Origin of the sequence: Novosphingobium clariflavum (assembly GCF_026420865.1) — a bacterium.
GTDB classification, from domain to species: domain Bacteria; phylum Pseudomonadota; class Alphaproteobacteria; order Sphingomonadales; family Sphingomonadaceae; genus Novosphingobium; species Novosphingobium clariflavum.
On the sequence record NZ_JAPCWC010000017.1, the window covers coordinates 1 to 12,072 of the forward strand.

The following is a 12,072-nucleotide window of genomic DNA, read 5'->3' on the forward strand; positions in this document are numbered from 1 at the left end:
CGGCGCCCCTTCGCGGGCACGAACCGAATATGGGAGCACTGCCGTCGCACCGCGTTGGTTGCGCAGCCAATCGATGAAGATGCGCCCCTTGCGTTTTGCCTTGCTCATGGTCGCCACATAGCGCTCGGGCTGCGAAAGGCTCATCGCCTCGGCGAAGCGATGGGCAAAATTCTTGTGCGCCTCCCAGCTGTGCCCTCGCCGGAGTGGGACAACGACATGGATACCCTTGCCGCCCGACAGCATCGCAAACGTGACGAGCCCGAGATCCGCCAGCTGTGTCCGAATATCGCCGGCGGCGCGAACGCACTGCCTGAAGTCCAGTCCTTCATCCGGATCGAGGTCGAAGACCAGTCGGTCCGGCAGATCCACGGCATCTGCGCGCGCGCCCCAGCCATGGAACTCGATGGTGCCCATCTGCACGCAGGAGATCAGCCCCTCGGCATCGTCGATGTAAAGATAGTCTTCGAGCCCCCCGTCCTTCTCACGGATCGGGACATGATGGACATGGTCTCCGAAAGTACCGCTGTCATGCTTCTGGAAAAAGCACTTCTTGGCGCGTCCTTGCGGACAGCGCACAAGGCTGAGCGGGCGACGGGCTGCAAACGGCAGTATCAACGGTGCGACACCGAGATAGTAGTCTGCCAGGTCTCCCTTGGTTTCGCCGCTCTCGGGAAAGAGCACACGGTCCCTGTTGCTGATCTTCACGAGACTCTCCTGCGGCGGCGCAGCCCGCGCTTTCTCGGCCACGACAGTTGCTGCCGGTTTGTCGGACCTCACCCCGAGGAAACTGCCATGACGCACCCGGCCTTCCCTGGTGAGTTCGGCAAAAGCCACTTCGACCACCAGTTTCGGAGTGACCCAATGCACGCCGCGTGCGTCAGCGTCGCTCATCGCAAGGGGCGGGGATTTTCGGCCTGTCTTCTCCAGCCTTGTTGCCAGGTCCGCCTGACTGGCCGCATCGAACCCGGTCCCCACCTTTCCGCGATAGACAAGTGCCTTGCCGGCATACTGGCCTAGCAGGAGCGATGAAAACGATCTGCCTCTGGCGCTGGACTTCGTCCAGCCAACGACCACGAACTCCTGGCGGCGCGTACACTTCACCTTGACCCAGTTCTTCGAACGCCGCCCCCGGTACGGCGCATCGACACGCTTGGCGATGACCCCTTCCTGTCCCGCCGCACACAGGGCCTCGAACAGCTTTTCACCGGCCCCGATAATGTGGTCGGCGATAAAGATCGGCGCCTGCGCCTCGCTCAGCAACGCTTCGAGCCGCTCCTTGCGTTCAATGTTAGGCAAATTCGCCAAGTTCTCGCCGGAAACCTCGATCAGGTCGAAGGCGTGGAATTCAAGCTCGTCCTGGTCGGACTGGCCGCCCTTGCCGCGCCTCAGGACAGCCTGAAGCCCGGAAAAATCCGGATTCCCGTCCTTTCCGCGCGCGATTATCTCACCGTCGATCAGACAGGCCGGCAAGCCGAGCGCCGCGATATGCGCCGCCAGCGGCGCGAACTTGTCCGTCCAGTCGAGACCGCTTCTTGTATGGACAACCACCTGCCCGCCGGCCGCGGCGACGAGTGCGCGGTAACCATCGAACTTGATCTCGTGCATCCACAGGTTCCCCGGCGGCACGGCGTCAACCAACGTGGCAAGCTGAACCGGTCGGAACTTCGGCGGACGCCCCAGGGCCTTGCCTTGCGGCAGAACCTTGCGCGCGTTGCGCTTCGCTGCCGCCTCCATGATCTGCGTGAAGGCTTTTCCGCTTTGTCCGCTCAGCGAGTGGCTCCCGCCCCAGTCCGCCGCGATCTGTGCCATCGTACGGCCCGTCAGAACGCTGGTGAGCGCCTGTTCGACAAGACCCTCTCCTTTCTGGGCATAAGCGTCCATGACCTTGCGCAGGAGCCAGCTTTCGCGCTTCTCGCCGGGCCTGGGCTTCATGCGTACCAGCAACCATTCCCCCTTCATACGCTCCCCGTCGAGAATGAAATGAAGGTGGCCATCGTCGATATCCTTGGCGCTCTTGCCTGCAATTGGGGCCCAAGTGCCACGGTCCCAGAGCATCACTGTCCCGCCGCCGTATTCGCCTTTGGGAATGCCGCCTTCGAACACGCCATAGGCGAGCGGATGATCTTCCGTCCGCACGGCGAGGCGCTTGTCTTCGGGATCGGCACTGGGCCCTTTCGTCACCGCCCAGGATTTCAGCACGCCGCCTACTTCGAGCCGAAAATCCCAGTGCAGGCGCGTCGCCGCATGCTTCTGGACCACAAAGCTGTTACCGCCCCTTGGGCCCGGCGTGCCGGCCGGTTCGGCGGTTTTCGCAAAGTCGCGCTTGCGGTTGTACTCTGCGAGAAGATTGGTTGCGGGCGGAACCTTGCTCACGGTGCATCCCTGTGCTGCTCACCGATCCTGCGATCGCGGCTCCAGCTTCCCTCAATCCAGGCAAGAGCCGTAAGCATCGTGACGCTGGCTGCAGCGCAGACCGCAACCAGCGGCCATAATCCGGCCCCGCAAGCCACACCGATGACAGCCGTCAGCCACAAGTGCGCAGCAGTGGTCAGGTTGTGCAGTTTGCCGCGTGCAAAAATGATCAGCCCTGCGCCAAGAAAACCGACAAACGCACCGGTAGCCTCGAAAATGCGCAGAGGGTCCATACGCATTGCGCCGCCGTGACCAAACTGCAGGTACAGCGCAATGACCGCGATGGTCATTGCAGATGCCGATACGCAAATCAGTCCGTGGGTCCTAAGTCCAGCGGCATGACCGCGTATCTCGCGATCAAGTCCCAACAGCGGCCCAAGGATGACCGCAACGCCAAGGCGCCAAAGGAGCTCCGCATCTACGGCCAATACGGGCACGGACGGGTTCAGCTCCATGGCTCAGGCCCGCTTCCTGCGCCCCGTGCTTCTTGACGCAGGCGGTTTCTCCTTTGCCGCCGCCTTGCGCGATGACGACTGCGTTGTGCTGCCCACCGATTTTTTCAGCGCGGCCATCAGGTCGATGACGTTCCCCTTGCCCCGAATGGGCTCGCCCACGTCTTCCAGGATGCGCTTGCTGCTTCTGGATTTCGCCTTCTTGTCGATCAGCCGGTGAAGCGCATCGACATAGCGGTCATGAAATTCGGCCGGCTTGAAGGGCGCGGTTTTCTTGTCGATCAGCGCGGTTGCGAGGTCGAGAAGATCGGCATCGGGTTTGCTATCTTCTATGTCCCGAAAGTAACCCTGCGCCTTCTGCACCTCGTCGGCATAGCGCAGCACTTCCATGACGAGCCCCCGCCCACAAGGCTTGACCGAAACGAGCTGCTCGCGCCCCCGCACTGCCAGTTGTCCGATCCCGACCTTGCGCGCCTTGCGCAAGGCCTCGCGCAGAACGGTGTAGGCTTCTTCGGCGAGATCGTCGGCCGGCACGACGAAATAGGGCTTTTCGTAATAGAGCACATCGATTTCGTCGGCTTCAACGAATTGGACGAGCTCGAGCGTCCTGCGGCTTTCGATCTTGACGGCCTCGATTTCTTGCTCGTCCAGCAGGACATAATTGCCCCGGGATATCTCGAAACCCTTGATGATCTCGTCCCGGTCGACCGGGCCGACACCCGGAGCAACCTTCTCGTACCGGATCCGCTTCCCGCTGGGTTCGTGGATCTGGTGAAACGAAATGGCCGCACCGGATTTCGTGGCCGGATAGACCTCGATCGGAATTGAAACGAGCGCCAGGCGGATCTGGCCCTTCCAATAAGCGCGTGCGGGCATGTGAAGCTCCTTTCTCGCACAGAGAGAAGCAAATCGGAGCCACCTAGGTTCCCGCCGGAGGTACCGAACGCCGAGGCCATGCAAAGTTGTCCTCGTGCCTGGGGCGACCTCGCGCACGGCGAGGCACAAGATCGGCGTGCAGTGTCAACCCTCCCGCGTCATTTACCGGGCGCCGCTTTGGCCTGGTCATTCGCCAGTTCCCGTGCACAAAGACCCGATGGCTGCCATGCCTGCGTCAAGGTCGTGGGAGGTTGCTCGGCATCATGAAGGATAAGCGCGAAGCCTCTCCGCTCCGAGCGGCCTATTGCCATCAAGAGCATGGGAGGCCCGGCCTGGATCACCAGGCTGTTCCCGTTTCCCCGGCCGATCTGCACGCCTGCCGGTGTTTCAAGACAGGTATCGCCGCCAAGCGCATAAAATGCTTCGGGTCCCGAGTGGACATGAAGCGGCGCGGTGGCTCCGGGCAGGAACACGGATCGCAGGTACTCGGCCGAATAAGTCCTGGCCGCCTTTACCGGAAGGGGACCGATGGTTGAAACATGCCTGCCAGCCCTGGGCCTCCATGCAGCCCGCTCGAGCGTGAAGAGCCAGATCGATCCGAATGACTCTACCACAGAACTGGTCTGGACGGCGGACCTTTCGGCATCCGCTTTGCTCCTGAACTCATCAAGATGCCAGTACAGCGGGCCTGCGGGCAGTTTCGGCAAGTGCTTGTGGGACGACAGGCATGGCGTTCCGGCTTGCTCTGACACATCGCACATACGCGTGGTTGCTTGCGCCAAGCAGGGAGAGGCAAGAAAGATCGTCCCTGTCGTCAGCATGGACCGAACAAGGGTCCTCACCATTGCCTCATCCCTGATGTTCAGACCGGTTCGGGCAGATCGGCGAGATACTTGTCGAGAGTGATCGGATAATCCCGTACCCGCACGCCGGTGGCGTTATAGACCGCATTGGCCACCGCCGCACCCACACCGCAGAGGCCCAGTTCGCCCACCCCCTTGGCCTTCATCGGCGAAACCTTGTCGTCCTCTTCGTCGAGGAACACCACATCCTGGTGCGGGATATCGGCATGGACCGGTACCTCGTACCCGGCAAGGTCATGGTTGACGAAGAAGCCGAAGCGCTTGTCGACCGCGAGTTCCTCCATCAGAGCCCCGCCGACGCCCATGGTCATCGCCCCGATCACCTGGCTTCGCGCGGTCTTGGGGTTGAGGATGCGCCCGGCGGCGCATACCGCCAGCATGCGCCGCACCCGCGTCTCGCCCGTATAGAAATCCACCGCGACCTCGACGAAATGCGCACCGAACGTCGATTGCTGGAACTTCCTTCCGAGATCGCCCCACTGCATCGTCTCTTCGGCAACCAGTTCGCCTGACTTCGCTGCGTCGGCCAATGGGGCGGAACGATTGCCGGCACGAACCTCCCCGTCGGCGAACTGCACACTCGCAGGATCCATGCCGAGGCTTTGCGCGGCCAAGTCGCGCAGCTTGGCACAGGCTGCGTAAACGCCCGAGGTAGAACTGTTCGCTCCCCACTGGCCGCCAGAACCTGCTGAAACCGGGAATGACGAATCGCCCAGCTTTACCCGCACTTTCTCTAGCGGCAGTCCCATCATCTCCGCTGCCGTCTGGGCAATGATCGTATAGGAGCCGGTGCCGATATCGGTCATGTCGGTCTCCACCGTGACCGTGCCGTCGCCTGCCAGCCTCACCCGCGCCGCCGAGGTCATGTTGATGTTGTTGCGGAACCCCGCCGCGACGCCCATGCCGATCAGCCAGCGCCCCTCGCGCATTTGCGCGGGCCTGGCGCTGCGCCGGCTCCAGCCGAACCGTGCCGCTCCGTCTTCAAGGCAGCGGACCAGATTGCGCTGCGAGAACGGACGCTGGGGATGCTCGGGATCGACCTGCGTATCGTTGAGCACGCGGAATTTCACCGGATCCATCGCCAGCTTTTCGGCCATCTCATCGATGGCGATCTCCAGAGCCATCAGCCCCGGCGCCTCGCCCGGCGCGCGCATGGCATTGGCTTCGGGCAAGTCGAGCTCGGCCAGGCGCAGCGCCGTCAAGCGATTGGCGGCGGCATAAAGCAGCCTGGTCTGCTGCGTCGCCGTTTCCGGGCCGCCGCCGGGCAAGTCGCCCGACCAGCTTTCGTGGCCGATTGCAGTGAGCTTGCCGTCCCTCGTCGAACCGAGGCGAATGCGCTGGATCGTCGCCGGCCGGTGCGTCGCATTGTTGAGCATAAGCGGACGCGGCATCGCTATCTTGACCGGCCTGCCGCAGGCCTTCGCCCCCAGCGCCGCCATCACCGCGTCGGCGCGCAGGAACAGCTTGCCCCCGAATCCGCCGCCGATGAAAGGCGAGCGGACATGAACTTTGTCCGGCGGCATCTGGAAGGTCTTGGCCAGTTCGCGCTTGTTCCAGGCGATCATCTGGTTCGAGGTCCAGACCGACAGCGCGTCCCCCTCCCACCATGCGATGGTGGCGAACGGCTCCATCATCGCATGGTTCTGGTCGGGCGTGGTGTAAGTCTGGTCCACCTGGACCGGAGCAGAGGCGAAAGCCCCTTCGAAGTCGCCCGTATGCGTGTCGGCATCATTGCCGGTAAGCGGCTGTGCACCCGGCTTCTGCGCGACAAGATCGAAACGCCCCTGTGCGCGGTCATAGGTGATCCGCACGGCATTGGCGGCGCTGCGTGCCTGCTCGAAGCTTTCTGCGACCACCACGGCAAGGGCCTGGTGATAGTGATCGACGTTCGGCCCACCGAGCAGCTTGGCGGTGTTCATGCTCCCCTTGCCGAGCGGCTGTGCGTTCTTGGCCGAGACGATCGCCAGCACGCCCGGCATCCGCCGCGCTTCCTCGGCATTGAACGAGGCGATCCTCCCCTTGGCAATCCCGGCCCCGATCACGTAGCCGAAGGCGGGCTTTGCCGGAATCTCGCTGTGCTCATAGGCGTATGGCGCCTGCCCGGTGGTCTTGAGCTTGCCGTCCACGCGGTCGACTGCCTGGCCGATGACCTTCATGGCGTCGATGGGATTGGTGCCCGCGGGCGTCTCGAATTTCATGCGCGGTTCTCCGCGAGAAGCGCCGCCAGCGCGCGTTCGGCAAGCGTTACCTTGAAGGCGTTGTCGGGTGTAGGGCGAGCTTCGGCAAAAGCCGTTTTCACCGCCGCCCGGGCGCCGTCTCGAAGCTGGGCATCGGCTGCCTCGACCCGCCAGGGTCTCGGCGCGACACCGCCGAAAGCGACCTTCCCGCTGCCGTCTCCATTCAGTACTGCCGCCACCGAGACAAGCGCGAAGGCGTACGAAGCCCGGTCGCGGACCTTGTGATAGAAATGCCGTCCCCCGACCGGCCTGGGCAGCGTCACGGCGGTAATCAGTTCTCCGGGCCGGAGCAGGTTTTCCAGATGCGGCGTATCGCCCGGCAGGCGGTGGAACTCTCCGATCGGCACACTGCGGGTCTGGCCGGAAGCATCGACGGTCTCGACCTCGGCATCCAGCACGCGCAGCGCGATCGCCATGTCGCTGGGATGGGTGGCGATACAGGCGTCGCTGGTACCGATCACCCCGAGCGGTCGGCTGAACCCGCCGATCGCCGCACAGCCGGAACCGGGCTTGCGCTTATTGCAGGCCTGGTTGGTGTCATAGAAATAGGGGCAGCGGGTACGCTGGAGCAGGTTGCCGCCGGTCGTCGCCTTGTTGCGCAATTGCCCCGAGGCACCCGCGACGATGGCCCGGGTAAGCACACCGTAGTCCTTGCGAACCCGAGCGTCTGCCGCCAGCGCCGTATTGCTGACAAGTGTGCCGATACGCAGGCCGCCCTGCCGTGTCTCCTCGATCCGGTCCAACCCAAGATCCTGAACATCGACAAGGTGCGTCGGCGTCTCGATCTCCAGCTTCATCAGGTCGAGCAGATTGGTACCGCCCGCGATGAACTTGGCGCCCTTGTTCGCGGCGACGGCCGCGGCGGCCGCGGCCGGGGTCTTCGCGCGCTCATAAGTGAAGGCCTTCATACCCGAACCTCCGCGTCATGGGTTTCCGCGATCCGGACGCCGGCAACTTCCGCCATAGCTTCGGCGATATTCGAGTAGGCCCCGCAGCGGCAAAGATTGCCGCTCATCCGCTCGCGCATTTCGAGCACCGTCATATCGGGGGCGCCGCCGATGTCGCCCTGAACATGGCTGGGAATGCCCGCCTTGATCTCGTCCAGCACCGCCACGGCCGAGCAGATCTGTCCCGGCGTGCAATAGCCGCACTGGAAGCCGTCATGCTTGACGAACGCCGCCTGCATAGGGTGCAGTTCTTGCGGCGTACCAAGCCCTTCGATCGTCGTCACCGCATCGCCCTCGTGCATGACGGCAAGGCTGAGGCAGGAATTGATGCGGATGCCGTTCACCAGCACCGTGCAGGCGCCGCACTGACCATGATCGCAGCCCTTCTTGGTGCCCATCAGGCCGATATGATCGCGCAGCGCATCGAGCAGCGTCGTGCGCGTATCAAGCATGAGTGCCTGCGGCTCGCCGTTGACCTCGAGAGAAACTGCCATTGTCGGGGGCTGCTGTGCCATGGGTGCGGCTCCTTCCGCGACGGACGGTATGGCGGAAATGCCGACGCTGGCCGCGCCGCCGGCCAGAACGCCGCGCCTGGATATCTCAAGATGCCCCGTTTCATTCGAGGCTTCGCTGGGCGTTTCGCTCATGACCCATCCTTGTCGCACCGGGACGAGAAAGTTCTCCCCCTGGCGACGATAACGCATTGCACGGCATTCCGGCAGCGCGAGAAATGGCATGCTATGGTGAAAGCCGTTCATCAATGCCCAGTGCCGGCCCTGCTCGCGCGCCATCCGGCCGTCACGCGATTGACTTGATCTTCAGCTTCGGCGTCAAAGCGGCCGATGCCTTTTCTTCCTTCTTTCGCCGCTCGAACACGCTGCGCATGTGCCTGCGATCGGCATCGGAGAGTATCGCTGCGCTTTGGGTGAACTGCTCCTGCTCTTCCTCGCGGATATGGTGAAGGTATTCCTCCTTGAGATCCGCGAACCGTTCCATCCACTTGGGCTTGCCCATGTCGCGGGCGGCCAGGTCATCGAGCATTTTGTCGATGTCCTTATGCTCGGCAACCGCGTGACGTGCGAATTCGGTGGTTTGGGGATTACGCAGCACTGCCGACCAGAGCGCCTGTTCCTCGGCCGCCGCATGGGATTTCAATTCCCGCACCAATTCCTCGAACAGTGCATGGCGTTCGTCGCTCGGACCGTCAGTCGCCTCGATCATCGCCAGGAGCGCTCGGTGACGATCATGATCCTCGACGAGGCGGCCGAATACGTCGGGCAAGCCGCGAAGATCGGTTTCCGGCGTCTGGCCAATGCGCGCAGGCACATCTGGGGCAATGGCCTTGGCCTTGGCGACCGCCTTGGCCTTGGCGACCGCCTTGGCCTTGGCCTTTGAGGGAGGGTGAGAACTGCTCTGCAACTTGCCTGCCATTGGTCTTGGCTCCGTGGATTGTTACCAGGGCGTCTGGTACCTTACGCTCCGGCGTGCATGTGATGGGAGATCCAGCGCATGACCTCAGTCGCTGCGCGCCGAGGCGCCTTGACGTGAACGCTTGTCGCGTTCACGCGACAAGAGCCATCCGCCCGCCATTGCCGCCACTGCGAGCGGACCCATGCGGCGAAGTACCGATGTCGTAACGATGCCAAGCAGCGCGCCGCCTGGCCGGCTGAGGTGCGGTGTATCTTGTGCAATCTTGCTGCCGATGGCGGCTGCGGCAATTTTTCCGATCATGGCAAAACTCCTTTCGCCGAATGAAACCCGCGGTTTGCTGTAGGGTTCCCTTTCGCCGTACGGGGCCGACAGATGAGCGCTACAATGCGCGGCCCTGCTCGCTATCCGCACACCTTCAAGCATAGAGCCTTCGGCGGACGCGGATGGCCGATCGGGAACCCGCGCCTGTCTCGAGGGATTGTTCCAATGGGTCGGCAAAGGGCCTTCCCCACTGCAAGAATGGAAGGCCCGCAATGCTCGCCAATGCCGATGACCGGTTGAAAGCGAAGGAGACATCCCGGCTTCAGGCGCTCGTCCACATCGACCCATCGCAGCCCGGCTTTTCGAGGCGCGCTCTCAAGCGCGGCTTTGCCTACCTCGACTGCGACGGGAAGCGAATTCGCGACCCGGAGATCGTGGCGCGGCTCGATGCGATCGCTCTGCCCCCCGCCTATGATGATGCCTGGTATGCCCCCGATCCAAACGCCCACATCCTGGCAACCGGAACAGATGCAGCCGGCCGCCGGCAGTACCGCTACCATCCTAGCTTCTCCGCCCACCGCGACGAGCGCAAGTTTGCCAATTGCGCCGCCTTCGGATTGGCATTGCCAGCTATCCGTTCAGAGGTGGAGCGGGAACTGCGGGGGCGCAAACTCACGCAGTCGCGCGCGCTGGCGTCGATCATCCGGCTCCTTGATACTGGGCGCGTGCGCGTCGGAAACGACTGCTACGCTCGCAAGAACGGCAGCTTTGGCGCAACGACCCTGCGCCGTCGTCATGTTCGCCTGAAGCAGGATGCCCTGCACCTGCGGTTCAAGGCGAAATCAGGCAAGATCTGCGAGATGACTGTCAGCGACCGTGGGCTGCTGCGCTTCGTCAAACAGGTACTGGACCTGCCAGGGCAAACACTGTTCCAGTTCGAAGGCGAGGACGGTGAATACCACGCGATGACGTCTTCCCATGTTAACGACTACATCCATGCGATTGCAGGGGAGCAATTCACGGCCAAGGACTTCCGGACCTGGCGCGCGAATGTACTGGCTTTTGCGTGGCTGCGCGAAGACCACGGCAGCGCGCGGACGCTGAAGGCCATGCTCTCCCATGTCTCAGCGCATTTGTGCAATACGCCCGCCGTGGCGCGAAAGGCGTACATACATCCCCGCTTCGTCGAGCAAGCACGCACCGATCCCCTGGGGCTGCTCGGCTACCCGCTACCGCGGCGCGCCAAGTGGCTTAGCCGTGATGAGCGGGCACTGATCGCTTACCTTTCCGCAGAATAAGCGTTCTACTCGAGGCACCATATCCATAGCCGAGCTTGCGCTCCGGCGTTGAGGGCAGACCGGCACGCTGAAATCCACCCGCTACTATCTCGACTTGGGTCAGTAGCGGGCCACGCCCCTTACCCGTCCTTCAGTAGCCAGCCCCATGTGCGGTCCGTCAGCTCTCCTCTTCTGGATACCCAAGACGGGCCGGCAGGCGATTGTCGGGTTTGGAGCCCGGGAACGGGGCTAGCTGCCGCTCAAGCGCAGGCAACTCGTGACCAGAATACGAAGATCGCCTCGGGCGGCGCGAACGTCCGGATCTGACGCAAACGGTCGTTCGACAGCCGCCCCACGAGCGGTCATGCAAGCGGTAAGCGGTACGTCCCAACATCGGTCGACACGATGTCATCTCGCGTGAAGCGTCGTAGCATTAAAAACGCGACGAACATGGCTACGAATGAGAAGAGGCTTCCTTCCGGGCCGACAGCGCCACCGGTGATCAAAACGGAACCGGTTGGAACAAAATTGAGCGCATGCCCGTAGTTAAGATAGCCGCTGCCCACCGCCCCGAAGACGGGCGCGCTCGCCCAATTCCAACCCGTATGATAGCCCGCCGACCACCAAACAGAGCGTGTGCGGAAAACAGCATAGGACAGCAGCACACCTTGAATGAACAAGCGGAACAGCCAGACGGCGCTCGCTCCGGGGTTGCCCAGATGATCGACAAAAAATAGCCCGCCCGATGCAAGGGCTGCCCCCGGTTTTCCAACGAACCTCTCAGCAACGACCAGCAAAGCGACCCGTCCGAAAAGTTCTTCGCCGGTTGCGCCCAGGAAGTCGAACGGAAGCCAGCCAAGGCAGTGGCTCACGGCCTGCGTCACGGACTGACCCGATCCTGTCAACGCCGCACTGCCCGTCCCGACGATCGCGAGCAGGACCGCCGACATGACGAGAAAGCCGGTCAGAAAACCAGCGCATAGAAGCGCGCGGATATTCTGCGACCGCAGCGGCGAGAGAGCAGGGCGGATATCGAGGATCGCAAGGATCGCAGCGACGATCAACAAATTCACTATCAACAGCACGGTCATCAATATCGCGTAGGGCGCGAGCACCATCTCGCCACGCACGATCATGTGCAGGCCCAGCGCGGACGCAATCGGCTTGTAAATGACCCCCTCAATCGGACTCGCTACGCAATAGGCCGCGATCAGGAGCAGCAGCGCCAGCTATCGGCGAGAAACTCTCAACGCCCCGAATTCCATGATGTCAAAGCCCTCATCGAAACGCAGCGAACCTGGCCACGAACTGTCGTT

The 12,072-nt window shown here is 62.8% G+C and carries 12 protein-coding genes; 2 read left to right on the forward strand and 10 right to left on the reverse strand.

The genetic code is table 11. The features are described from left to right. The 8 genes from ligD to OKA11_RS17520 form a co-directional block, all read right to left on the reverse strand. Window positions 1-2,373, reverse strand: a 2,373-nt coding sequence (ligD, locus tag OKA11_RS17485) for a DNA ligase D (RefSeq protein WP_267222658.1), incomplete at its 3' end; no start/stop codon positions are given. After that, complete coding sequence (locus tag OKA11_RS17490) at window positions 2,370-2,867, reverse strand: MgtC/SapB family protein (RefSeq protein ID WP_267222660.1); 498 nt, start codon at window positions 2,865-2,867, stop codon at window positions 2,370-2,372. The genes ligD and OKA11_RS17490, both read right to left, overlap by 4 nt. 3 nt (window positions 2,868-2,870) lie before the next feature. Further along, on the reverse strand, window positions 2,871-3,740 hold the full coding sequence (ku, locus tag OKA11_RS17495) for a non-homologous end joining protein Ku (RefSeq protein ID WP_267222662.1): 870 nt from the start codon (window positions 3,738-3,740) through the stop codon (window positions 2,871-2,873). A 158-nt stretch (window positions 3,741-3,898) separates the two neighbouring features. Beyond that, window positions 3,899-4,585 (reverse strand): hypothetical protein, encoded by a 687-nt coding sequence (locus OKA11_RS17500; protein ID WP_267222664.1) that lies wholly within the window; start codon window positions 4,583-4,585, stop codon window positions 3,899-3,901. A gap of 17 nt (window positions 4,586-4,602) precedes the next feature. After that, window positions 4,603-6,801 carry an aldehyde oxidoreductase molybdenum-binding subunit PaoC gene (paoC, locus tag OKA11_RS17505; protein ID WP_267222666.1) on the reverse strand — a complete coding sequence of 733 codons (2,199 nt, stop codon included), beginning with the start codon at window positions 6,799-6,801 and terminating at the stop codon, window positions 4,603-4,605. Then, the gene (locus OKA11_RS17510; protein WP_267222668.1) at window positions 6,798-7,748 is read right to left on the reverse strand and encodes an FAD binding domain-containing protein; all 951 of its coding nucleotides are present in this window, start codon (window positions 7,746-7,748) and stop codon (window positions 6,798-6,800) included. Before OKA11_RS17510 ends, paoC begins: the two co-directional genes overlap by 4 nt. After that, window positions 7,745-8,434: an aldehyde dehydrogenase iron-sulfur subunit PaoA gene (paoA, locus tag OKA11_RS17515; RefSeq protein WP_267222765.1), complete on the reverse strand. Its 690-nt coding sequence runs from the start codon at window positions 8,432-8,434 to the stop codon at window positions 7,745-7,747. Before paoA ends, OKA11_RS17510 begins: the two co-directional genes overlap by 4 nt. A 151-nt stretch (window positions 8,435-8,585) precedes the next feature. Continuing rightward, window positions 8,586-9,008 (reverse strand): hemerythrin domain-containing protein, encoded by a 423-nt coding sequence (locus OKA11_RS17520; protein ID WP_267222670.1) that lies wholly within the window; start codon window positions 9,006-9,008, stop codon window positions 8,586-8,588. 15 nt (window positions 9,009-9,023) lie between these two features. Here OKA11_RS17520 and OKA11_RS17525 point away from each other — a divergent pair, with 15 nt between their 5' ends. Then, window positions 9,024-9,182, forward strand: coding sequence for a hypothetical protein (locus OKA11_RS17525; RefSeq protein WP_267222672.1), 159 nt, complete (start codon window positions 9,024-9,026; stop codon window positions 9,180-9,182). Window positions 9,183-9,302: 120 nt separating this feature from the next. Here the strand turns inward: OKA11_RS17525 and OKA11_RS17530 are convergent, their stop codons facing one another. Beyond that, the gene (locus OKA11_RS17530) at window positions 9,303-9,518 is read right to left on the reverse strand and encodes a hypothetical protein (protein WP_267222673.1); all 216 of its coding nucleotides are present in this window, start codon (window positions 9,516-9,518) and stop codon (window positions 9,303-9,305) included. A 233-nt stretch (window positions 9,519-9,751) separates the two neighbouring features. On the opposite strand from OKA11_RS17530, the gene OKA11_RS17535 reads away from it, so the two are divergent. Continuing rightward, the gene (locus OKA11_RS17535) at window positions 9,752-10,777 is read left to right on the forward strand and encodes a DNA topoisomerase IB (protein WP_267222675.1); all 1,026 of its coding nucleotides are present in this window, start codon (window positions 9,752-9,754) and stop codon (window positions 10,775-10,777) included. Window positions 10,778-11,118: 341 nt separating this feature from the next. Here OKA11_RS17535 and OKA11_RS17540 read toward each other — a convergent pair whose 3' ends face one another. Further along, the gene (locus OKA11_RS17540; protein ID WP_267222677.1) at window positions 11,119-11,892 is read right to left on the reverse strand and encodes a CPBP family intramembrane glutamic endopeptidase; all 774 of its coding nucleotides are present in this window, start codon (window positions 11,890-11,892) and stop codon (window positions 11,119-11,121) included. Between the last annotated feature and the right edge of the window lie 180 nt (window positions 11,893-12,072).

What these genes read in the sequence shown, in the direction of transcription:
- paoA (WP_267222765.1), bottom strand. Translation starts at nt 8,434, where the DNA reads ATGAGCGAAACGCCCAGCGAAGCCTCGAATGAAACGGGGCATCTTGAG.
- OKA11_RS17540 (WP_267222677.1), bottom strand. Translation starts at nt 11,892, where the DNA reads ATGATCGTGCGTGGCGAGATGGTGCTCGCGCCCTACGCGATATTGATG.
- OKA11_RS17535 (WP_267222675.1), top strand. Translation starts at nt 9,752, where the DNA reads ATGCTCGCCAATGCCGATGACCGGTTGAAAGCGAAGGAGACATCCCGG.
- OKA11_RS17500 (WP_267222664.1), bottom strand. Translation starts at nt 4,585, where the DNA reads ATGGTGAGGACCCTTGTTCGGTCCATGCTGACGACAGGGACGATCTTT.
- OKA11_RS17520 (WP_267222670.1), bottom strand. Translation starts at nt 9,008, where the DNA reads ATGATCGAGGCGACTGACGGTCCGAGCGACGAACGCCATGCACTGTTC.
- paoC (WP_267222666.1), bottom strand. Translation starts at nt 6,801, where the DNA reads ATGAAATTCGAGACGCCCGCGGGCACCAATCCCATCGACGCCATGAAG.
- OKA11_RS17510 (WP_267222668.1), bottom strand. Translation starts at nt 7,748, where the DNA reads ATGAAGGCCTTCACTTATGAGCGCGCGAAGACCCCGGCCGCGGCCGCC.
- ku (WP_267222662.1), bottom strand. Translation starts at nt 3,740, where the DNA reads ATGCCCGCACGCGCTTATTGGAAGGGCCAGATCCGCCTGGCGCTCGTT.
- OKA11_RS17490 (WP_267222660.1), bottom strand. Translation starts at nt 2,867, where the DNA reads ATGGAGCTGAACCCGTCCGTGCCCGTATTGGCCGTAGATGCGGAGCTC.
- OKA11_RS17530 (WP_267222673.1), bottom strand. Translation starts at nt 9,518, where the DNA reads ATGATCGGAAAAATTGCCGCAGCCGCCATCGGCAGCAAGATTGCACAA.